The following is a 22,335-nucleotide window of genomic DNA, read 5'->3' on the forward strand; positions in this document are numbered from 1 at the left end:
GGGGTCTTCAGCCGCCGGCGGACAACCACGCCTAGGGCCGCTTATCCATACCGATATGGGGAATACCGTCTTCAACATACACATCGGTAACCGGCTGGAAACCGAAACGGCTATAGAATTTTTGCAGGTGCGCCTGGGCGGAAAGATGAATGATCCGCTCCGGCCAATTTGCGGCGCATACCGCCAGCGTCTGTTCCATCAGCCGATAACCCAGATTGCATCCTCGGGCGTGCGCCGCCACGATGACCCTTCCGATGACAAGATGCGGACCTTGGGTCAGAATCCGGGCGCAAGCCGCCAGCCGTCCATCCAGATAGCCCGCAACGTGACGATTATCACCGACCAGATCCTGTCCGTCGAGGTCCTGGTAAGGACAATTTTGCTCGACGACGAATACGGCGCACCGCAAAGCGAGGATGTCGTAAAGTTGCCGCGTCGTCAGCTCTTGATGACGCCAGTGGTGCCATACCAAGTTCATTGCGATGCCTTTGATGGAAATAAGCGATATCGAGATATCTACGTCGGCAGTCTATTACTTTTGGTTGCACGAGACAAAATCCTTTTAACCCGGGCAATGTCGTATTTATGCTTGATTCAGTCGCAATTGGTATGGCTCTCATTGCGCACTGTGCAAAGATGAAGTCACGACAACCCTTTTGCGCCGCGACCGAGAGACATACGATGAAAGTAATCGAAACAGCCTGGATTCCTTTACAGGACGGCAACCGCCTTGCGGCGCGAATTTGGTTGCCAGAGGGCGATCGGCCGTCGCCCGCCGTGCTGGAATATCTGCCCTACCGTCGACGGGATCGGCATCGCGGCGATGATGCCCTTTTACATCCCGGTCTGGCCGAATACGGCTATGTCGCCATCCGCGTGGATATGCGCGGTTCCGGGGATTCCGATGGCCTGATGAACGATGAGTATACCCCGCGGGAATGGAATGACGCCTGCGAAGTGATTGCCTGGATCGCCGCACAACCCTGGTGCTCCGGCGCGGTAGGCATGATCGGCATCTCATGGAGCGGTTTTAATTCCCTGCAAATCGCCGCATTACGGCCCCCGGCCTTGAAAGCCATCGTCACCGCCTGTTCCACTGATGATCGTTATGCCGACGATATGCATTACATGGGCGGCGTACTGCTTAACGACAATTTGCAATACGGCGCCACGTTGCTCACCTGGACCCCGACGCCGCCGGATCCCGCCGTGGTCGGCGACCGCTGGAAAACCATGTGGCTCGAGCGATTGCATGGGATGGAAATCCCCCCGGCGGGCCGCTGGATGTCTCATCCGACGCGCGACGCGTATTGGCGCAGCGGGTCGGTTTGTGAAGACTATGCCCTGATCGAGGCGCCGGTATTGGCGGTGGGCGGCTGGGCCGATGGCTATACCAATACCGTCCTGCGCCTGTTGGAAAATCTGCCCGGACCGCGCAAGGGCCTGATCGGCCCCTGGGGGCATGCGTTCCCCCATGTCGCCTCACCGGGGCCGCGTATTGATTTTATTCGTTATGTGGCGCGTTGGTTCGATCATTGGTTGAAGCACGAACCCACCGGTATCATGGACGAACCCATGCTGACCTATTGGCTGCAGGAAGCGGAACCGCCACGGGCGCGCTATACCGAGCGGCGAGGGCGGTGGGCCGCGGAACGGTACTGGCCTTCGCCGGCCATCGGTCCGCGTCTGTTTGCGTTGGCATCCGGGGGCCGATTACGGGAAGACGAAGCGGCGCCAGGGGATATTCTTCAGCAGAAAATATGCTCCCCCGCCGTTACCGGCCTCGCATCCGGCGAATGGTGCCCTTATGGCTGGGGACCGGATATGCCCGGCGATCAGCGGGAGGACGATGCCGGTTCCGCCTGTTTCGATGGACCGCCGCTGTCTGCACCGCTGTACATTGCCGGACGCCCCACCGTGCGGCTTAGGCTGTCGGCCGATCAGGTTGTGGCCATGGCCGCGGTGCGATTGAATGCCGTGGCGCCGGACGGCGTCTCGCTGCGTATCAGTTACGGCCTGCTGAATCTCACCCAGCGTAACGGCCATGACCGGCGCGAACCGCTGATCGCCGGCAAGGCCTACGATGTCGTTGTCCCGCTAAACGCCGTCGCATTCGCCTTACCGGCCGGATATCGCCTGCGAGTGGCGATATCCAGCGCCTACTGGCCACTGGCCGCCCCGCTGCCGGTACGCACCGTTCTCACGTTGTACAACGGCAGTTTGGCATTACCGGTACGCGATAGCCTGGTTGACGCCTGTCCGCCCCCGGATCTGGGCGCGTCGCAAGTTCCCCCCGCCGAGCCCGCCCGTGTCATCACACCACCGGCACGCGGACGTCTGCGTCTTAGCCGAGACATGAATGATGGCGATACCACGCTGGAAGTGGTACGCAACCTGGGCGCATTGTTTCTAAAGGAGACCGGTTTGCGCCTGGATGCATTGGGTCATGAGATTTATACAATCAACGCCCTTGACCCCCGGCGGGCCGACTCGCTGGCGGTGCGCAGCGCCGGCTTTCAACGCGGCGATTGGTGCGCCCGACTGGAAACCCGCAGCCGGCTGAGCGCCGATAACGGTGGCTGGCGGCTGGATTCCAGCCTGGAGGCTTTTGACGGCGACGACGCATTTTTCCACCGTCAGTGGTCTGATTATTATCCTTTTTTTGACGATGCGTTGCCGGAGAAACGCCAATGAAACTCGGCATTGCCCAGATAACCGGCGCTCCCGCCGACGAAACGGATATTGTCGAATGGGTGGCATCCGCCATGGCGGGCCTGCCGGACGCCGATTTGATTGTGCTGCCGGAATTGGCTTTGTGCGGCTATGACGACCCGGAACGCATCCGTCGGATGGCGCTGGACAAAAAGGGGCCGACGCTTCAGAGCCTGGGCGCGCTGGCCGGTAAAAAAAGGCAGGCGTTGGCGTTCGGATATGCTGAGCGCGACGCGGCCGCGAACACCCTACACAACGCGGTGCGGGTCATTGACGGCCAGGGCCGGATATTGGCTGATTATCGCAAAATACATCTCTGGTCAGGGTATGAAACCACCCTATTTGCACCGGGCGATGGGTTCGCCGGTTTTGCGCTGGGCGGCATGCGATTTGGGCTGGCCATTTGTTATGATCTTGATTTCCCGGAAATGACGCGTATCCAGGCCATAGACGGAATGGACTGTCTGTTGTGCGTGAGCGCGACCACCAAAGGCTATGATGTGGTGCCGCGGCATGTGGTGCCGGCCAGGGCTTACGAAAACGGCTGCTTTGTCATCTTCGCCAATCGCGGCGATAACACGGGTCTTTTCCCCTGCATCGGCCAAAGCCGAATCGCCGGACCCGATGGCGCGATTATCGCCGCGGTGCCGGGGGAAGGCGCCGCGCTGATCGCCGGTGATATTGATCCGGCCTTTCTGGCGAACTGGCGCCGGACCCACCCTTATCTGGCGGAGCGGCGAATCAGGTCTGATTTTTCGCCCGTCTGACCCGGCGCATGGCCGAAGGCAGGATACCGAAGGTACGGCGAAACCAGCCGGCGAAGTGCGATGTCGAACCGAAGCCCACCGATACCGCAATGTCGATGATCGATTGATCGGAGTAAATCAGCATTTCCCTGGCTTGTTCCAGCCGGAGTTCCAGATAGAACCGTTGCGGGGATTTGGCGAAATGCCGGGCGAACAACCGTTCGAGCTGACGCTTGCCGATACCGGCCCGCGCCGCGATATCCGGCAGCGTCAGCGGATCCTCGATATGCGCCTGCATAATGCCAATGGCGGCGGATAGCGGCGGCGGCATCGCCGCGACGGCCGGCCGGCCACCCCGTTGATCGTCGTCGGCGCTGCGTATCCGCTCATGGTGAAACTGGTTGGCGACCGCGGCGGCGTGATCGTCGCCATAGCGCTCGGCGATCAGATTGAGCATCATATCCATGGCCGCCGTTCCCCCCGAACACGTCAGCCGTCCCCGGTCGATTTCATAAATTTTGCGGGTACATTCGATATGCGGGTAGGTCTCCCGGAACGCCGAACGGCTTTCCCAATGAATGGTACAACGGTAGCCGTCAAGCAGGCCGCATTTGGCCAGCAAAAAGGTACCGGTGGAAAGCGATCCGATGAGGACGCCGGCTCGCGCCGCCTGACGCATGGCCTTTTGATAACCGCGTTCAAACTTCGGCGCCACCACCCGTTCGCCGCCACAAACGAACAGGTAATGGGAGCCCGCCATAATCTCATCAATCGCCCGGGTGGGAAAAGGGATGCCATTGGCGGCCGTCACCGGCTCGCCGGTCAGGCTGGCCAGATGCCAGACGAAAGCCTGCTTCTCGTAAAGCCGGTTATACGAGCGCAACGGCTCAATGGCCGACGCCAGACTCATCATGGAGAAATCCTGACCGAGCAGGAAGGTAAATACCGTGGGTTCGACAACCGGCATAGCAAATTTAATTCAGCTCATCACATAGATATAAACAATACCCTATTCGGCCGGGCCCGCGCCACTGGGTGGGCCCGGCCGTTCAGCGCCATGGGGCCGGAATGGCATCCCTAAGCCGGAATGAGGTTACGGCCATTGTCCCCAAAGAGCGCCCTTAATCCTCGGCGCCGGCAGACCGGGGGGGAAAACGATGCCGCCACTGGCGATGGAATATCTGTTGTTCATTTTCCCAGGCGGTGTAACGCGATATCAGTACCAGCGCCGTATCTTCCCAAAACAGGCGACTTTCGCTCTGCAAGCGGATATGCCAGCCGGGACGCTGGTAGCGTTGCGTTCGTTCGGCGGACCAACTGGCGGTTGCGGGCGTCGCGCCGATTTCGTGGATCTCGCGGCCGGCGCCATCAAAAGTCAACTCGCCGATACGCACCCGCTGACGCTGCGTTTCCATCGTGAGCCGATGTCGGTGGCGACCGGCATCCCAAACAACCTGCCGGGATGTCGTCTCCGGCGCCACTATTTCGTGTTCAAGGGGCGGCGCCGAGCGGGCCGGGCCGAAGGCATCGGGCACATCATGGCAATCCGCGCTACGCTGTGGTAACCGAAAAATGCCGCTGGCCGGCCAGATCCGCACAGGTCCCTGACCGGGCTCGGCCCAGGCCATTGGCCAGTAGGCGTTGGACAACGCCAACCGCAGACGGCGCCCGGCGGCAAAACGATAAGCGACGCCCTTGAGCGGCAACACCACCCTAAACGATTGACCGGCCGGCACATCCGGGCGGACCAGCCGATGAAGGCCGAAGGTCACCCGCGCGGAAAGGCCGTCTTCGTCCACTTCATTTAAGCGCAGCGCCAGCAACGCCGAAGGGCCGTCAAAAGCGATATCCACCGCCAATTGCGCCTTGCCGCAAAGGATAAGCGGCGCCTGCAGCGCCAGTGTATCAAAACAAACCGATAGACCGTCATCGGCACGCTGATCCGCTTGGAATTCGGGCGCCTGCCCGCCGCCGTCGAGCGGGCACCACTCCCCGCCCATCATGCCGCAATGCATCGGCGAATCCACAAGTAACGGGGAGTCATCCAACCCCGGTTTCTCGCTCAGCCGGCCGTCGGCCAGGAAAAAATCCCGCGTTTCGGCAGACGAAGACCATTGCCGCAGGGCGATCCAATGTCCATCAAGGCCCATCGCCGCGGGATCAGGCCGCAAATTTTCGCCTTGCCAGAGATGCAGCATGGGCTCATCCATAATACCGGTGGGTTCATCCAGCAACCATTGCCGCCAAAAACGCAGGCATTCGCCGAGAAAATCCATCGCCGGGCCGGGCGTGCCCCAATTGGGGTAGATATGGGTCCAAGGGCCGATCAGCGCTTTGCGCGGCACCTCCAGATGCGCCATCATACGCAAAATGGCGTCGCAATAGCCGTCGGTCCAGCCGCCGACCGCGTAAACCGGACAGCGGATCGCCGAATAATCCTCGCAAATCGAACCGTGGCGCCAGAACGCATCCCGTTCCGGATGCGCCAGCCACTGCGCCAAGGGCGGCGCCATGCCCTCAAGCCGGGTCAACCACTGATCGCGCCACGCCCCCCCCGCATAAGCCGGGTCCAGAGGGCGACCCAACTGGGTGAACAGTCCGCTGCCCCATTGCAGGCCGTCGGTCAGCAACGCGCCGCCCATGTAATGCACATCGTCGGTATAACGATCGTCGGTGGAACAACAGGTGATGATGGCTTTCAGCGCCGGCGGACGCCGGGCGGCGATTTGCAAGGCGGCAAAGCCCCCCCAGGAAATGCCGATCATACCGACATTGCCATTGCTCCAGCTCTGCCCGGCTATCCAGGCGATAACATCCACCGCGTCGTCCTGCTCCTGGGAAAGATACTCATCGCGCAGCAAACCTTGGGAATTGCCGCTGCCGCGCAAATCGATACGCATGGCGGCGATGCCGTGGGCGGCAAAATACCCATGAAGCATGGAATCCCCCACCGCGGTATTGTCCGACTGGCGGTAAGGGATCCATTCCAGCACCAGCGGCGCCCGGGCGCCGCCCTCAGGCAGCCATAAGCGGGCGGTCAGCAGCGTGCCGTCCGATAACGGTACGGTTATCTGGCGAAAAGCCGGAACCGCCAGCGAATAATCTATCGAATCAGACATATCGGACACCTTAGAATAAGTAATCAAGCACAGGGGGAGGCGGGATCATGCCGGCCGCCCCCCCATCCCCAACCGGCAATGGCCGCCGCGCCGGCCAGACAAATCAGGCCGCCGATGATCATGGTCAACGGTAACCCCATCAGTTGAGCCACCCCCCCGCAGACAATGGCGCCAATAGGCACCGTGCCTATCAGCATCATTGAATAAAAGGACATCACGCGGCCGCGCAGATGATTCGGTACCTGATGTTGCAATAAGGAATTGGATGTCAGGTTCTGTGTCAGGATGGCGTAACCTATCGGCGCGGCAATCAGCGCGCTCAGCCAAAACAGATGGGATAAACCCAGGCAAATCTGGGAGAGAGCCAGCATGATCGTCGCCCAAAGCGGCCAGGGGCGCATGGGTTCGATACCGCTGCTGTAGGCCAGGCGTAGCGCCGCCGCCAATGCGCCGACCCCGGTGATGCTCATCAGGATGCCGGAACCCGCCGGACCGCCATGCAATACCTGATCGGCCAACATGGGTAAAAACGAAAAGTACGGCACGCTGGTGAGGCTGCAAAGGCCGACCAGCAATAGAATGCGCAATGCGTTTGCATCCTGGCGCAGGAACCGCAAGCCCTCGACCATTTCCTTCAACACATTGCCGGCGCGCTCCGCCGGCGGGCGCTGTGGGATTCGCATGCCGGCCAGGAAAATGATTAACGGCACATAGGACGCGGCAATAAAGGCGAAACACCAGCCCTCGCCCACTTTATCCACTAATATACCGCCCAGGGCCGGGCCGATCAGTCGGGCGCCGTTGAAAATGACTGAATTAAGCGCCAACGCATTGCCCAAATCGGCATACTCCACCAGATCCACCACCAGCGACTGACGCCCCGGCAAATCAAAAGCGCTAATAAGCCCCAGGCCCAGGGCGACGGCAATGGCCGACTTATCGGTGATGAGATTGTTCAGGGTCAGGGCTGACAGCAACGCAACCAATAGGGTCAGACCGATTTGCGTGGCGAGTACCAGCCGGCGCCGATCGCAGCGATCGACAATCACGCCGGTGAACAGCCCGAACAGCAGGATGGGACCCTGGCTGCAAAACGCCAGCAAACCCAGCATAAACGGAGATGATACCCCCAGGCGCCAAATCAGCCAGCCCAGCGCGATGGTATGAATCCAGTTGCCGATGACCGATAGCAACTGGCCGCCGAAAAACCTGCGGTAATTAGGATGCCGCAATGCGCTGCCGGCGGACCGGAAACTTTTTTTGGGCGCAAGGGGAAGACGGGCAGTACTCAAGGGAGCTCCCATAGCATACCGGGCGCGATCAACGGCCGTGCCCGGCTATTTTCGTTCTGGATAAATCGACCCGGCGAAAACGGGCCGTAACCGGGAAATCAGACGGCGGATACCTCGCGGAATAACGGCCACTGACCATCGGGCGTCCAAGCGCCTTTGATATGATCGGGCGTTAACCACGCGTTGCTGCCGTGATAGAGGAAGACATAGGCGCCGGTTTCTTCCAGTTGATCCTGCAACTTGACATACATCGCCGCGCGTTTGGCCTGATCCAGCTCGACAGCCGCTGCGGCGCTTTGCTTATCCCAGTCTTTATCGCAAGTACGCTGGGTATTCCAAATCCCCACCTGGTTACAGGTAAACCAGGCGGTAACCCAGCTGGCGTCCGGCGCGGTGGTGAAGGTCGTGATACGCAGTTGGGAATCTTTCCAGGCGTCCCCTTCCGATTCCTGCCCGGCCGCCACAAAAGCCGCGCTGTCCATCTGATTGATTTTTAGAGAAATACCCACTTGAGCCAGTTGAGCCTGGATAACCTGCGCCACCGTGCCGCCATCGGTGGAGGAATTCAAATCCAACCGCAACTGCAGATTGGATACGCCGGCTTCTTTAAGAAGCTTTTCGGACGTCTGCGGCGAATACGGGTAAATATTCTTGCTGCGGGCGCCGGGCAACGGCGGCGGTACCAGACCGTAGGCCGGCTTGACCGCGCCGCCAAAGGCGGCATCCAGCACAGAGGGGACATCAATGGCTTGCTGAATGGCCCGGCGGACCCGCACATCCTTCAGCAACGGGTGATCGACATTCATGCCAAGCCAGGTATAGGCCAGCGCGGGACGAACGGTCAATGTGACGCCGGGTACGCCCTGCTGGTATTTGGGGATGGCGCTGATATTGATTTTGGTCATATCCAGATCCCCCGCCTCGAAAGCCATCTCGGCGGTGTTGAGATCACCGATAGGCATCAGTTGGATCTGGTCATAGTCACTGTGCGGGCCGGTCCAATGCTCGTTGCGCACCAGGGTAAGACGTTCGCGGGGTTGCCAATCGCCGATACGGTAGGGACCGGACGACGCCAGGGGATCGGTACCGATTTTTTTGTCTTTGGCGGCTTCCACTGCCTTTTTGCAGACGATCAATCCCGACGCATGAGGCAAGGTACTGGTAAATAGCGGCGCGAAAGGATGTTTTAGGTGAATAACGCCTTCATACGGCCCCTTCACTTCCACATGATCCAATGCTTCCCAATCGGAGGCATAGATGGCCGACAGTTTGGGATCCAGAAAACGCTCAAAAGAATATTTTACGTCCTCGGCGGTCAACTCGCCAAAATCGCCAGTCCATTTAATCCCCGGTTTCAGCCGAAAATGCACGGTCAGCGGGTCCACCTGTTCCAGCGACTCGGCGGCATCCAATTTCCATCCCCACTCGGTGCCGGCCTTGTACTGGCAAAGACCGGAATAAACGGCGAACATGACCATTTCGTCATACCAGCCGCTACGATTGGCGGGGTCGAGATTGGTGATATCCTGATCATTTTGCACTCGCAGTCGTTTATTTTTGTTATCGGCGGCGAACGCCAGGGTTTGTCCGCCGATCACCAGCGAACCGGAAACCCCAGCGGCAAGGATCGCCATTGTTTTCAATAGGTCACGTCTGTTCATCGAGGGGCCTTTCATGGATGTATTTCCTTTAGTGAAATTTGGCCGGACCGGGCCGGTAAGGGTGGGTTATCGGTTAACGGGGTATGGCAGCTCACCTGGCGCCCGTCCGCCAATCGCCGCAATTGCGGCGCGGCGCGGCGGCAAAGCTCGGTGGAAAACGGACAACGGGTATGGAATTCACAGCCGGCGGGGCGATGGGACAAGGTTGGAACTTCGCCGCGCAGTATCCCGGCGCCAGGTAGCGAATGGCGACGTTTGGCGCTCAGCAACGCTTGGGTATAAGGGTGTGCCGGATGGCGAAACAGCGTATCGGTCGGACCGGTTTCGACAATCCTCCCCAAGTACATAATGGCTATCCGATCGGTGACATGCCGGGTGATGGCCAGGTTATGGGTAATAATCAAATAACTTATCCCCAGTTCCCGTTGCAAAGCGGTGAGTAAGTTAAGCAATTCTCCCTGTACCGACAGATCCAGTCCCGCGGTGGGCTCGTCGGCGATAATCAGTTTCGGCCGCAACGCCAAAGCCCGCGCCACCGCCACCCGCCTGGCCTGGCCGCCGGAAAGCTGATGAGGATACCGGTCGAGAAATAACGCGGGCAGTCCCACCAGGTCCAGCAATTCGGTGGCCGCGCTGCGGCGCCGATACTCCCGCCCGTTGACCGCGAAGGGTTCGGTAATCAACCGCTCCACCGTCATCCGGGGATCGAGGGCCGCCATCGGATCCTGGAATATCAGCCCGGTTTCCCGGCGGATAGCCCGCCAGGACAAATCACTGGCATCCAGCGGCTCCCGGCCGTTGACCTGGATACTGCCGCGGGTGACCGGCGTCAGGCCAATCACCGCCCGGCCGAGGGTGGTTTTGCCGCTGCCGCTTTCACCGATAAGGCCCACGGTCTTACCCCGCGGCACTTGCAGGCTGACGCCGGCCAGAACATCCACATGACTTACCGCGCCCGGCAACATGCGGCTAAACAGATTGCCTGTCCTGTAACGCACCACTAAATCCCGGATGTCAAGCATGGGCGCCCACCTTATGGCAGCAGACCGTCCAACCGCCGCCGTCCAGTACGGTTTCCGGCGGCGTTTCGCTGCCACAGGGCGCGAACGCGAACCGACAACGCGGCTGGAAAGCACAACCGATCCGATGGACGCTGGGCAACGGCACCGACCCGGCGATAAACGGCAACTCCCGGGTAGCCGTTGCAATCCGCTCCGGATCGCAGGCCAGCAATGCTTGGGTATAAGGATGGGCCGGGCTAGTGAATATCTGTTCGGTGGGACCGGCCTCGACGATCTCGCCGGCGTACATGACCGCCACGTTATCGCACAGCGTGCCGACCAAATGCAGATCATGGGTGACGAAAATAATGGCGCCATCCACCAGCCGCCGGCTGGCCTTCAATACCTCGACCACCTGCATCTCCGTGGTGGCGTCCAGGGCGGTGGTGGGTTCATCGGCAATCAGCAGTTCCGGTTCGGTCAATAATGCCGCCGCGATGGCGATCCGCTGGCGGATGCCGCCGCTTAATTCATGGGGATATTGTTTTAGCCGGCCGGAAGGATCGGCGATACCAACCTGTGCCAGCATGTCCACGGCGCGCCGGATTTTCTCTGCTTTAGAACCGGGTTTATGGTGCTGGAAGGCCAGCAATTGCTTACCTATCGCGATGACCGGATTCAGTGCCGTAAACGGATCTTGGGAAACGGTGGCGATACCGTTGCCTCGCAACCGGCGTTTTTCCGCATCCGGCAGCGCCAGCAAATCCCGGCCGCGATAATATAACCGTCCCGAGGTCTGGGCATGAGACGGCAATAACGTCAGCATGGCGCCGATCAGCGTGGATTTTCCCGACCCGCTTTCGCCCACCAGTCCCAATACCTCGCCTTTTTCCACCCGCAGCGAGATATTGCGCACCGCATTAAGCGGTCCCTTGGCGGAAGCGTAGGTGACTGACACGTCGTCCATTTCCAGTAGCGCCATCATTCGTCCCTCCGCGTTTGCCGGGCGGTACGGGGATCGAGGGCATCCCGCAGGGCTTCGCCCAGGAAAGTAAAGCCCAACGTGGCGATGATGATGGGGATCCCGGCGGCGATGACGATATGCGGCGCCTGCCGGATAAAGGAATAACCGTCATTCAGCACCGTGCCCCAACTGGCATTGGGCGGCTGTACGCCTTGCCCGAGAAAACTCAATCCGGATTCAATGGCGATCACCGCCGGGATATCCATCGCCACCATCACCAGCAGCGTACCGGCCATGTTGGGAACCAGGTGGCGGAATACCACGCTCAAGGACGACGCGCCCATGGCGCGCGCGGCGACAATATACTCCATACGCTTTAGCACCCGGGTCTGGCTGCGCACCACCCGAAAATAACCCGGCACCATAAAGGTCACGATAATCAGAATGAGGGTGGCGACGCTTGACCCGACCAGCGTCACCACCGCCAAGGCAAAGAGAATCATCGGGATCGACATCAACGAATCACAAAACAGCATTAATAAGGTATCGAACATTCGTGGACCGTAACCGGCCAGCAGTCCAAGCAGCGAGCCGATGAGCAAGGCGCCGCCGGTGCCGAGAAAAGCCACCGTCATTGCGATGCGACTTCCGTAAATCAGGCGGGCAAGCACATCGCGGCCAAGCTGATCATTGCCTAACCAATAGGTCATGCTCGGTCCCTTCAGCCGTAGCGCCGCCTTGATGGCGTAAGGATCGTGCGGCGCCAGCCAGGGCGCGAACAACGCGCAGACAATAAGCGCGGTCACGCAAATCAGGGCGAAACGGCCCATACCGCTTGACCAGACCTGCCGCAAAACCCGGAAAGAGTCCGACCTGCGCGGATTGACGGTTTTGTTCTTACGCATTTCGGCGGGGGAAGTGGTTATCAGGGCCATGCTCATAGCTCCTGCCGCACACGCGGATCCAGTAGGGTATTGATAAGATCGGCGATAAGGTTGGCCAGCACGTAAAACCCGGAAGTGACCACCACCGTGCCCATCACCACCGGGAAATTACGGGAAATGACCGAATCAAACGCCAGCTTGCCCAAACCGGGACGGCCAAAGACGATTTCAGCCAGCACCGCCCCGGACAATAGCGAACCGATGCCCACTCCCAGCACCGACACCACCGGCACCACGGCAATGGGCAGGGCATAGCGCAATGCGATCAGGCGTTCGCCGATACCGAAAGCGCGATAAGTGCGGATATGGTTTTCTTTGAGGACTTCCAGCATCGATGCCCTGACCAGGCGGGAAAGATAGCCTATCCAGCTCAGCGCCACCGTCAGCGAGGGCAATACCAAGGCGTGAAGCTGCGAACCGATGTCGCCCTCCCGCCCCGCCCCAATGGCGGGAAACCAACGCAAGGTAACCGAAAATAACAGCAAGGCGTATATGGCCACCACAAATGCCGGCAAAGCGATCACACTGGTGGAAAGCAAACCTATCAGCCGATCGCGCCAGGTGTTGGGCCGCAACGCGGCCCAACAGCCCAACGGAATACCGAGCGCCATCGCCCAGGCGATGGCGCTCAACGCCAGCACAAGCGTATTGGGCAACGCTCGGGCGATAAGCTGCAACACTGGCCGGTGCGTCAGCACATCCTCGCCCAGATCGCCCGTGGCCACATGGGCGATAAAACGGCCGATTTGCACCACCGCGGGGCGGTCCAGGCCCATCTGTTCACGCAGCGCCTGCTTTTGCGCCTCGCTAGCCCGAGGACCGAGGGCCACCGAAGCCGGATCGCCCGGGACCAAAAACACCAGGGTAAACAGTATCAGTATGGCCGCCAGCATGACTGAAACCGCCAGCACCATTCGCCGAAGCAGATAAAAAAACATACGCGCAGCCTGTCTCGAAATCACTGATGGAGAAAAAGCGCCAATGTTTACCGTAACGGAGGAAATAGCGCCCACCCGGCGGCGGAGTTTTCCGCCCCTCCCCCGTCCGGCGCCGTTCTCAACCGACTCGGGACGATGCGCGGTCTGATTGCGCAACGGGAAACGTCAGCAAGATTGACAGCGTTTGCGCATGAGAAACGTCATAATTACGACATTTATTCTTGTCAAAACGACATATAAGAACGTCCTATGTTTCTGTATGAACCCGATGATTCGCATTATGCGGCACGGCAAAATGGAAGAATACGCTTAACTTCCTGATTCATGGCGAATTCCTCCTGAAATGACGTCTTCGTCTTTATTTTATAAAAAAGATAAACTATAAAAATCAATAAGATAAACAAAAAACATCATAGATAAACTGAACGTTAACAGCAGGGGTTATCGAATTTATTTTTTATTATTTTGCGGACAAAAACAGCAAAAAAAAATAAAGTCGGTATTCTCCTTCTCGAAATTTCGCAGCGAAATTCTTGATAAAACATCATCTTTTACTCATTACGATTATAGAATCGCACCACACATTGTACTTCTATCAATGGAATATAAAAATAATAAGATAAGATAAGATATCCCTGGGATAATATTTCAAAGATACATGCGTCTTTTTCTATTAGTCATGTTTCAAAATAGAAAATATTCATATAAACTGCTCTGGTAATGAGTTGTTTTTATTGTTTAACACCATCGCCGGCAAGGGTTCTATTAACGATTCCATTAATACAACCCACCACCATTATTCACCGCGGCTCTCGCTGCGCAGAAAAGGACGTTAACTACCGTTTGTTAAAATTATGTATTTCAGTTTTATAAAGAAGAAGCCGGATTATTTCCTTCGGCTTACCCTGAACCTGCTATCTGCTTGTATCGCGGCGACTGAAGTCGCCTTAATTTCGCAAGAGTAACGATATGGAAAAAGTAAAAGATATTGCCGACACTGTGGAATCCTTATCACGAATCTACCACCGTTTACGAAAAGAAGTGAACGGTCAATTGGTCGGCGAAGGCCTGTCATTGTCGAAAATGAAGATCCTGCAATTGATAACCCATGGCAAAACCAGCGCCACGGACATCAAAAATTATATGGGGTTTTCCTCTCGTACCGTGGTTACCGTGCTGGACGCATTGGAAAGAGATCAGTTGTTGCAGCGTCAGCAAAGCCCCACCGATAGGCGGGTCAAACATGTTTATATAACCGAAAAAGGTATCGACCGGCTGCGTATTGCCCAGCAAATCCATCGCAAGATCCTGGAGCGTCTTCTCGAACCTTTATCCGCCATACAAATGGAAAAACTTGGCGAAATCTGCAATATGCTGGAGCCTCGCCAGGAATAACGGCGATCGGTTTTCAGGAACAATAATTTAGTAGCAATAATAAACCTGATGAACCAGAAACGTAATGTATTCTGAACAGTCTTTACCCATACCCCGCCATGTCATGTCATGTTGCGGATAGACTTTCCCGATGCCTAGACATATCAAAAATATTTGATATACGCAGATGGAAGAAGTTTTTCAGGTGAATCAACTCAGCGTCATAATTAAGCAATTCTCACCGTGTCGTACTGGCAATTTATAGACTGCCAGTACGACCGTTCGCTTAATCCGCGGCGATCTCCGGCCGGAGACATCGGTACTCATTTATATTACTTAAGTTTTTTTTATGTATACCGGGCGACATCGAGTCGCCTCCGGGTCGGCTGCGCGCCCTCGCCACGAAGGCGTCCGAAAGGACATTGGCCGGCATAGCCTTTTCACCGCTGTCGCGTCATTGTACTGATGGGGACGCTATCAGCCCTGCCGAACGGCCCGGTGATGGGGCGAAAATGAAATTTAGGCGTTGCGCGCGGGTCGTGGAAGCTGCAACCATCGCCAATGCCGTGTATAATAGAAGCGTCGTCATCCCTATGCGCCTATTTCAACCACAGCCGAATATTTTCAGATGGTCCAAGGAACGCTTTACATTGTTTCCGCTCCCAGCGGCGCGGGCAAATCGAGCCTGATCCAGGCGTTGCTTAAAACCCAACCCCTTTACGATACCCAGGTTTCCATATCCCACACCACGCGGCCCATCCGCCCGGGCGAAAAGCACGGCGAACATTATTACTTCGTCTCCCAGGCCGAATTCGAGCGCATGATAAAAGAAGATGCCTTCCTGGAGTATGCCAACGTTTTCGGCAACTACTACGGTACCGCTCGCGAGACCATAGAACAGGTGCTTGCAACCGGCGTGGACATCTTTCTCGATATCGACTGGCAGGGGGCGCAGCAAATCCGGTCCAGAATGCCGCAATCGCGCAGTATTTTCATACTGCCGCCGTCCAGAGAGGAGCTTTTACGCCGGCTGCGCGGCCGCGGACAGGATAGCGAGGAGGTCATCGCGCGGCGCATGGCGCAGGCGGTGGCCGAAATGTCCCATTACGCCGAGTATGATTATCTGATAGTGAATGACGACTTCAATACGGCACTGACGGATCTGCAAACGATTATCCGTGCCGAACGCCTGCGTTTGTCGCGACAGAAATTGCGGCATGGCGCTTTAATCACCAAACTGTTGGCGGACTGAGACAACTTTCAGTATGATGCCCAGTCATTTCTTCATCTGTGGAGTAGCTCGCATATGGCACGCGTAACTGTACAAGACGCCGTTGAGAAAATTGGTAACCGTTTTGACCTGGTGCTGGTCGCTGCCCGGCGCGCGCGCCAACTGCAGGTCGGCGGCAAAGATCCCCTGGTCGCCGAAGAAAACGATAAATTCACCGTTATCGCCCTGCGCGAAATCGAGGAAGGTCTGATCACCAATCAGATCCTCGATCTGCGCGATCGTCAGGAACAGCAGGAGCAGGAAGCCGCGGAAATCCAGGCGGTCACCGCGATTGCTGAAGGCCGCCGCTAGTCGCGAAAACGGTTTGCAATTGTATCTGTTTGAAAGCCTGAATCTGCTGATTCAACGTTACCTGCCCGAGGACCAGATCAAACTTCTCCGGCAGGCGTATCTTGTCGCCCGTGACGCCCACGAGGGACAGACACGCTCCAGCGGCGAGCCGTATATCACCCATCCGGTCGCCGTGGCCTGCATTCTGGCGGAAATGCGCCTTGATCATGAGACGCTGATGGCGGCGCTACTGCATGACGTGATTGAAGATACTCCGGCCACCTACCAGGATATGGAGCAGTTGTTCGGCAAGAGCGTGGCCGAGTTGGTGGAAGGGGTTTCCAAGCTCGATAAGCTGAAATTCCGCGACAAGAAAGAAGCCCAGGCGGAAAACTTCCGCAAGATGATCATGGCCATGGTGCAGGATATCCGGGTTATCCTCATCAAGCTGGCGGACCGGACCCACAATATGCGGACCCTCGGCGCTCTGCGGCCCGATAAACGCCGCCGCATCGCCCGCGAAACCCTGGAAATCTATAGCCCACTTGCCCATCGCCTGGGCATTCATCATCTGAAAACAGAGCTGGAAGAGCTGGGTTTTGAGGCGTTGTACCCCAATCGCTACCGGGTTATCAAAGAGGTGGTGAAAGCGGCGCGCGGCAATCGCAAGGAGATGATCCAGAAAATCCTGGCGGAAATCGAGGGCCGATTGACCGAAGCCGGCATCCCCTGCCGGGTCAGCGGGCGGGAAAAGCACCTTTATTCCATTTATTGCAAGATGCACCTTAAGGAACAGCGCTTCCATTCCATCATGGATATTTACGCTTTCCGGGTGATTGTCGGCGAAGTGGATACCTGCTATCGGGTGCTGGGCCAAATGCATAGCCTGTATAAACCTCGCCCCGGCCGGGTGAAGGACTATATCGCCATTCCCAAAGCCAACGGTTATCAGTCGTTGCACACCTCCATGATTGGGCCGCACGGCGTCCCGGTCGAAGTGCAAATCCGCACCGAGGACATGGATCAGATGGCGGAGATGGGCGTGGCGGCCCATTGGGCCTACAAAGAGCAGGGCGAAACCGGCACCACGGCCCAGATCCGCGCGCAACGCTGGATGCAGAGCCTGCTGGAATTACAGCAGAGCGCTGGCAGTTCGTTTGAATTCATTGAAAGCGTGAAATCCGATCTGTTTCCGGACGAAATCTATGTGTTTACCCCGGAGGGACGTATCGTCGAGTTGCCGGCGGGCGCCACGCCGGTGGATTTCGCTTATGCGGTTCATACCGATATCGGCCATGCCTGCGTCGGCGCCCGGGTGGATCGACAGCCTTATCCCTTGTCGCAGCCGCTGACCAGCGGCCAGGCGGTGGAAATCATCACCGCGCCCGGCGCCCGGCCCAACGCCGCCTGGCTGAATTTTGTGGTCAGTTCCAAAGCCCGGGCGAAAATTCGCCAGATGCTGAAAAATCTCAAACGGGACGATTCCATCAGCCTGGGCCGGCGGTTGCTGAATCACGCGTTGGGCGGCAGCCGCAAACTGGCCGGCGTGCCGCCGGAAAATCTGCGGCGCGAGCTGGATCGGATGAAACTGGCCAGCTTGGACGATTTGCTGGCGGAGATCGGTCTGGGCAACGCCATGAGCGTGGTCATCGCCCGCAATCTGCAAGGCGAACAGTCCAACCTGGAGCAAACCGGGCCAAAAACCCTGCCCATCAAGGGGGCGGATGGCGTGCTTATCACTTTTGCCAAATGCTGCCGGCCTATCCCGGGCGACCCTATCATCGCCCATGTCAGCCCCGGCAAGGGGCTGGTGGTGCATCATGAATCCTGTCGAAATATCCGCGGCTACCAGAAAGAACCTGAAAAATTCATGGCAGTGGAATGGCAATTGGACACCGACCAGGAGTTCATCGCCGAAATCAAAGTGGACATGTTTAATCACCAGGGCGCGCTGGCCAATCTGACCGCGGCCATCAACGCCGCTGATTCCAATATCCAGAGCCTGAACACCGAGGAAAAGGACGGCCGGGTCTACAGCGCCTTCATCCGTCTTACCACCCGCGATCGTGTTCATTTGGCCAATATCATGCGCAAAATACGCGTCATGCCGGATGTCATTAAGGTGGCGCGCAACCGTAACTAGCCTGGCGCTTTCTTCTCTTCGCCCGGCAATCCATCAACGGATTGCCGGGCGATGGAAAGGGTGTTCATCGCCGGGGACACGACCGCCACGGAGTGCAAAATGCTGGAAGGCCAACTGCTCAATGCCATACCGCTCAGCTCGCTTTCCGGGGTCGGCCCCGCGCAGGCTGCCCGGCTGGCCCGGCTCGGCCTGGAAAACCTACAGGATATACTGCTGCACCTGCCCTTACGCTACGAAGATCGGACGAAACTGTACGCCATAGGCGATGTGCTGCCGGGTATGTTTGTTACCGTGGAGGGAGAAATCCTCGGTTGCGAGATAAGCTTCGGGCGGCGGCGTATGCTAACCTGCCGGATGCGCGACGACAGCGGCGTGCTCACCCTGCGGTTTTTCAATTTCAACGCCGGGATGAAAAACAGTCTGACCGCCGGGCGGCGCATCACGGCCTATGGCGAAATTCGTCGCGGGCAGCACAGCGCCGAGATCATACATCCCGAGTACCATATCCTCGGCGATGGGCGCGGCGTAGAGCTCGCGCCGGCGCTCACACCAGTTTATCCCGCCACCGAGGGGATACGCCAGGCAACCCTTCGCCATCTCACCGAGCAGGCGCTGGCGATGCTCAATGACCATCCCATCGCCGAATTGCTGCCGGACGAACTCATGCGCGGCTTACCTGGACTGGCCGATGCCTTGCGCACCTTGCACCGTCCCCCGCCGGATGTCTCCCTGGCGGACCTTGAGCAAGGAAAACACCCGGCGCAGCGGCGCCTGATTCTGGAAGAACTGCTGGCGCATAATCTCAGCATGCTGGCGGTCAGGGATGAGGTCCGAAAAGACCACGCCTTGGCGCTCGCATCGGATCCGCGATTAATAGAGCGGTTTCTCGCCACGCTCCCTTTCAGCCCCACCCATGCCCAGCAGCGGGTAGCGGCGGAAATTGAACGCGATCTGGCGCAGTCGGTGCCGATGATGCGGCTGGTGCAAGGCGACGTCGGTTCCGGCAAGACCCTGGTGGCGGCGCTGGCGGCGTTACGGGCCATCGGCCAGGGTAAACAGGTGGCGTTAATGGCGCCCACCGAGCTGTTGGCCGAACAGCATGCCATGACCTTCCGGACCTGGTTTGAGCCCTTGGGTATTGAAGTGGGCTGGCTGGCCGGCAAGCAGAAGGGCAAAGCGCGCCAGGCGCAGCAAACGGCCGTGGCCGAGGGCAATGTGGCGATGGTGGTGGGCACCCACGCGATTTTTCAGGAACAGGTGCGATTCGCCGGATTGGCGCTGGTTATTATCGACGAACAACACCGGTTCGGCGTACATCAGCGTCTGGCCTTATGGGAAAAGGGCCTGTCCCAGGGGTTTCATCCTCATCAGTTGATCATGACCGCCACCCCTATCCCCCGCACGCTGGCCATGACCGCCTACGCCGATTTGGATACCTCGATCATCGATGAACTGCCGCCGGGGCGCACGCCGGTGACCACAGTCGCCATACCCGACACCCGGCGAAAGGAAATTATTGCGCGGGTCAGCCAAGCCTGCCTACAGGAACAGCGGCAGGCGTATTGGGTTTGTACGTTGATTGAGGAATCCGATCAGTTGGAAGCCCAAGCGGCGCAAGCCACCTGGGAAGAACTGCAAGGGGCCTTGCCGGAGCTGCGGGTGGGCCTGGTGCATGGCCGGTTGAAAGCCACGGAGAAGCAGGCCGTTATGCAAGCGTTCAAGGACGGCGCAATCCACCTGTTGGTGGCCACCACCGTCATCGAAGTCGGGGTTGACGTGCCTAATGCCAGTTTGATGATCATTGAAAATCCCGAACGGCTGGGCCTGGCGCAACTCCATCAGTTGCGCGGCCGAGTCGGGCGCGGCGCCGTGGCGTCCCATTGTGTGCTGCTGTATAAATCCCCCCTCAGCAAAACGGCCCAGCGCCGGCTACAGGTACTGCGGGACAGCAACGACGGATTCGCCATTGCCCAGCAGGATCTGGAAATCCGTGGCCCGGGCGAACTGCTCGGCACACGCCAGACTGGCAACGCCGAATTCAAGGTGGCGGATCTGGTGCGTGATCAGGCCATGATTCCCGAAGTACAGCGTCTGGCCCGCCATATTCACCAGCGTTGGCCCGAATCCGCCCGTTTGCTGATAGCGCGTTGGATGCCGGAAAGAACGCGCTATACCCACGCCTGACGGTCGATAGCCGTTGTAGTGGCGATTGCGCGTTATGACTGTTCGCCCTTGCGGCGGAGTGACGCGAATTCGGCGGCGAAACGATGCGGTTGTCGCGGGCCGGACCGGGCAGTTGACTTATATCAAAAAGTGATGGCTATCACGCCAAGCAATCGATTGCTTTTCATTGCGCGATGATTAAAATGCCTTCTTTGCCTGCCGCCCAGGAAGACACCCCATCATGACCATACCCCGTTATGAATTCGACGAAGCGTCGGTTGCCGACGCCAAAAGCGAGCTTATTTATCGGCTCAATGACCGTCCGCCTCTGGCCGAGACCCTGTTCGCCGCTTGCCAGCATCTATTGGCCATGTTTGTCGCCGTTATCACTCCCGGCTTGCTGATTTGCCAGGCGCTGGGATTACCGGCACAGGATACGCAGCGGATCATCAGCATGTCGCTGTTTGCCTCCGGCGTGGCGTCGGTATTGCAAATCAAAACTTGGGGTCCGGTGGGGTCGGGTTTGCTCTCCATCCAAGGCACCAGTTTTAATTTCGTCACACCGCTTATTATGGGCGGACTGGCGTTGAAAAACGGCGGCGCCGATATCCCGACCATGATGGCGGCCTTGTTCGGCACCCTGATGGTGGCCTCTTGCACCGAAATCCTGTTATCCCGCGTATTGCATTTGGCCCGGCGCATTATCACGCCGCTGGTGTCCGGTATCGTGGTGATGATTATCGGTATTTCGCTTATTCAGGTTGGCCTCACCTCTATTGGCGGCGGTTTCGCCGCATTAAACAATCACACCTTTGGCGCGCCAAAAAATCTGCTATTGGCCGGCATCGTATTGGTGGTTATCATTTTGCTTAACCGCCAGCGTAATCCCTACTTGCGGGTGGCCTCATTAGTGATCGCCATGCTGGTGGGCTACCTGGCCGCTTGGCTGATGGGTATGTTGCCGCCGGCGGCCGTCGCCACGCATGCCCTGATCATGTTGCCGACCCCCCTTTATTACGGTCTGGGTTTTGACTGGAACTTGCTGGTGCCATTGATATTGGTGTTTATGGTCACGTCACTGGAGACTATCGGGGATATCACCGCCACATCGGATGTATCAGAACAGCCGGTACGCGGGCCGATATATATGCGCCGGCTCAAAGGCGGCGTGTTGGCCAACGGCCTGAATTCACTGGTATCGGCGGTATTCAACACGTTTCCCAACTCCTGTTTTGGCCAGAATAACGGCGTTATCCAACTGACTGGCGTCGCCAGCCGTTATGTGGGGTTCGTCGTGGCGCTGATGCTTATCGCGCTCGGCCTGTTTCCCGCAGTCAGCAGTGTTGTACAGCATATTCCGGAGCCGGTGCTGGGCGGCGCCACCATCGTCATGTTCGGTACCATCGCCGCGTCCGGGGTGCGTATTGTTTCGCGCGAACGTCTCAATCGGCGGGCAATTATGATCATCGCTTTATCTTTGGCGGTCGGTCTGGGCGTCTCGCAGCAGCCATTGATTTTGCAGTTCGCGCCGCAATGGTTAAAAACGTTACTGTCATCCGGTATCGCCGCCGGCGGTATCACCGCTATCGTGCTGAATTTTCTGTTCCCGCCGGAACACGATTAATTTTTCTGCATGATTACCGGGCCGCCGTTCCAATACGGCGGTTTTTTTTCGTCCCTGCGGCATTGCCTATTGAGAAGCGCGGCTAATTACGGC

The 22,335-nt window shown here is 58.1% G+C and carries 17 protein-coding genes; 8 read left to right on the forward strand and 9 right to left on the reverse strand.

Annotated features, from left to right (window positions below; translation table 11 throughout):
• Positions 1-31: 31 nt before the first annotated feature.
• On the reverse strand, positions 32-478 hold the full coding sequence (locus tag FCN80_RS18620; RefSeq protein ID WP_136991671.1) for a GNAT family N-acetyltransferase: 447 nt from the start codon (positions 476-478) through the stop codon (positions 32-34).
• Between the two features lie 203 nt (positions 479-681).
• Between FCN80_RS18620 and FCN80_RS18625 the strand changes: the two genes are divergently transcribed.
• Together FCN80_RS18625 and FCN80_RS18630 are read left to right on the forward strand one after the other, a co-directional pair.
• Entirely contained in the window at positions 682-2,694 is a 2,013-nt protein-coding gene (locus FCN80_RS18625) for a CocE/NonD family hydrolase (RefSeq protein WP_136991672.1), read from the forward strand.
• A complete protein-coding gene (locus FCN80_RS18630) occupies positions 2,691-3,479 on the forward strand; it encodes a nitrilase-related carbon-nitrogen hydrolase (protein ID WP_136991673.1) in 789 nt (262 codons plus the stop codon). The genes FCN80_RS18625 and FCN80_RS18630 overlap by 4 nt, the downstream gene beginning before the upstream one ends.
• On the opposite strand, the gene FCN80_RS18635 is transcribed toward FCN80_RS18630, so the two are convergent.
• The 8 genes from FCN80_RS18635 to FCN80_RS18670 all read right to left on the reverse strand — a co-directional run bounded on the left by FCN80_RS18635 (position 3,454) and on the right by FCN80_RS18670 (position 13,377).
• On the reverse strand, positions 3,454-4,425 hold the full coding sequence (locus tag FCN80_RS18635; RefSeq protein ID WP_136991674.1) for a GlxA family transcriptional regulator: 972 nt from the start codon (positions 4,423-4,425) through the stop codon (positions 3,454-3,456). The genes FCN80_RS18630 and FCN80_RS18635 overlap by 26 nt on opposite strands.
• A gap of 154 nt (positions 4,426-4,579) precedes the next feature.
• Entirely contained in the window at positions 4,580-6,577 is a 1,998-nt protein-coding gene (locus FCN80_RS18640; RefSeq protein ID WP_136991675.1) for a CocE/NonD family hydrolase, read from the reverse strand.
• 23 nt (positions 6,578-6,600) lie between these two features.
• The gene (locus tag FCN80_RS18645) at positions 6,601-7,869 is read right to left on the reverse strand and encodes an MFS transporter (protein WP_170975451.1); all 1,269 of its coding nucleotides are present in this window, start codon (positions 7,867-7,869) and stop codon (positions 6,601-6,603) included.
• Positions 7,870-7,967: 98 nt separating this feature from the next.
• Entirely contained in the window at positions 7,968-9,530 is a 1,563-nt protein-coding gene (locus FCN80_RS18650) for an ABC transporter substrate-binding protein (protein ID WP_230492781.1), read from the reverse strand.
• Between the two features lie 11 nt (positions 9,531-9,541).
• The gene (locus FCN80_RS18655) at positions 9,542-10,552 is read right to left on the reverse strand and encodes an ABC transporter ATP-binding protein (protein ID WP_136991678.1); all 1,011 of its coding nucleotides are present in this window, start codon (positions 10,550-10,552) and stop codon (positions 9,542-9,544) included.
• Positions 10,545-11,516, reverse strand: a complete 972-nt coding sequence (locus FCN80_RS18660) for an ABC transporter ATP-binding protein (protein ID WP_136991679.1) — start codon at positions 11,514-11,516, stop codon at positions 10,545-10,547. Before FCN80_RS18660 ends, FCN80_RS18655 begins: the two co-directional genes overlap by 8 nt.
• A complete protein-coding gene (locus FCN80_RS18665; RefSeq protein WP_170975452.1) occupies positions 11,513-12,430 on the reverse strand; it encodes an ABC transporter permease in 918 nt (305 codons plus the stop codon). The genes FCN80_RS18660 and FCN80_RS18665 overlap by 4 nt, the downstream gene beginning before the upstream one ends.
• 2 nt (positions 12,431-12,432) lie before the next feature.
• The gene (locus FCN80_RS18670; protein ID WP_136991681.1) at positions 12,433-13,377 is read right to left on the reverse strand and encodes an ABC transporter permease; all 945 of its coding nucleotides are present in this window, start codon (positions 13,375-13,377) and stop codon (positions 12,433-12,435) included.
• A 969-nt stretch (positions 13,378-14,346) separates the two neighbouring features.
• Here FCN80_RS18670 and FCN80_RS18675 point away from each other — a divergent pair.
• From FCN80_RS18675 to FCN80_RS18700, 6 genes are all read left to right on the forward strand, one after another.
• The gene (locus FCN80_RS18675) at positions 14,347-14,772 is read left to right on the forward strand and encodes a MarR family winged helix-turn-helix transcriptional regulator (protein WP_136991682.1); all 426 of its coding nucleotides are present in this window, start codon (positions 14,347-14,349) and stop codon (positions 14,770-14,772) included.
• Positions 14,773-15,379: 607 nt separating this feature from the next.
• Positions 15,380-16,003, forward strand: a complete 624-nt coding sequence (gene gmk, locus FCN80_RS18680; protein ID WP_136991683.1) for a guanylate kinase — start codon at positions 15,380-15,382, stop codon at positions 16,001-16,003.
• 54 nt (positions 16,004-16,057) lie between these two features.
• Positions 16,058-16,333, forward strand: coding sequence for a DNA-directed RNA polymerase subunit omega (gene rpoZ, locus FCN80_RS18685; RefSeq protein WP_132924177.1), 276 nt, complete (start codon positions 16,058-16,060; stop codon positions 16,331-16,333).
• Entirely contained in the window at positions 16,314-18,455 is a 2,142-nt protein-coding gene (spoT, locus tag FCN80_RS18690; protein ID WP_230492782.1) for a bifunctional GTP diphosphokinase/guanosine-3',5'-bis pyrophosphate 3'-pyrophosphohydrolase, read from the forward strand. The genes rpoZ and spoT overlap by 20 nt, the downstream gene beginning before the upstream one ends.
• A 51-nt stretch (positions 18,456-18,506) precedes the next feature.
• Positions 18,507-20,639: an ATP-dependent DNA helicase RecG gene (gene recG, locus FCN80_RS18695; RefSeq protein ID WP_230492783.1), complete on the forward strand. Its 2,133-nt coding sequence runs from the start codon at positions 18,507-18,509 to the stop codon at positions 20,637-20,639.
• A gap of 220 nt (positions 20,640-20,859) precedes the next feature.
• Positions 20,860-22,242 carry a uracil-xanthine permease family protein gene (locus tag FCN80_RS18700; RefSeq protein WP_136991684.1) on the forward strand — a complete coding sequence of 461 codons (1,383 nt, stop codon included), beginning with the start codon at positions 20,860-20,862 and terminating at the stop codon, positions 22,240-22,242.
• The last annotated feature ends 93 nt before the right edge of the window (positions 22,243-22,335 follow it).

This window comes from Martelella alba (assembly GCF_005217455.1).
GTDB lineage: Bacteria > Pseudomonadota > Gammaproteobacteria > Enterobacterales > Enterobacteriaceae > Acerihabitans.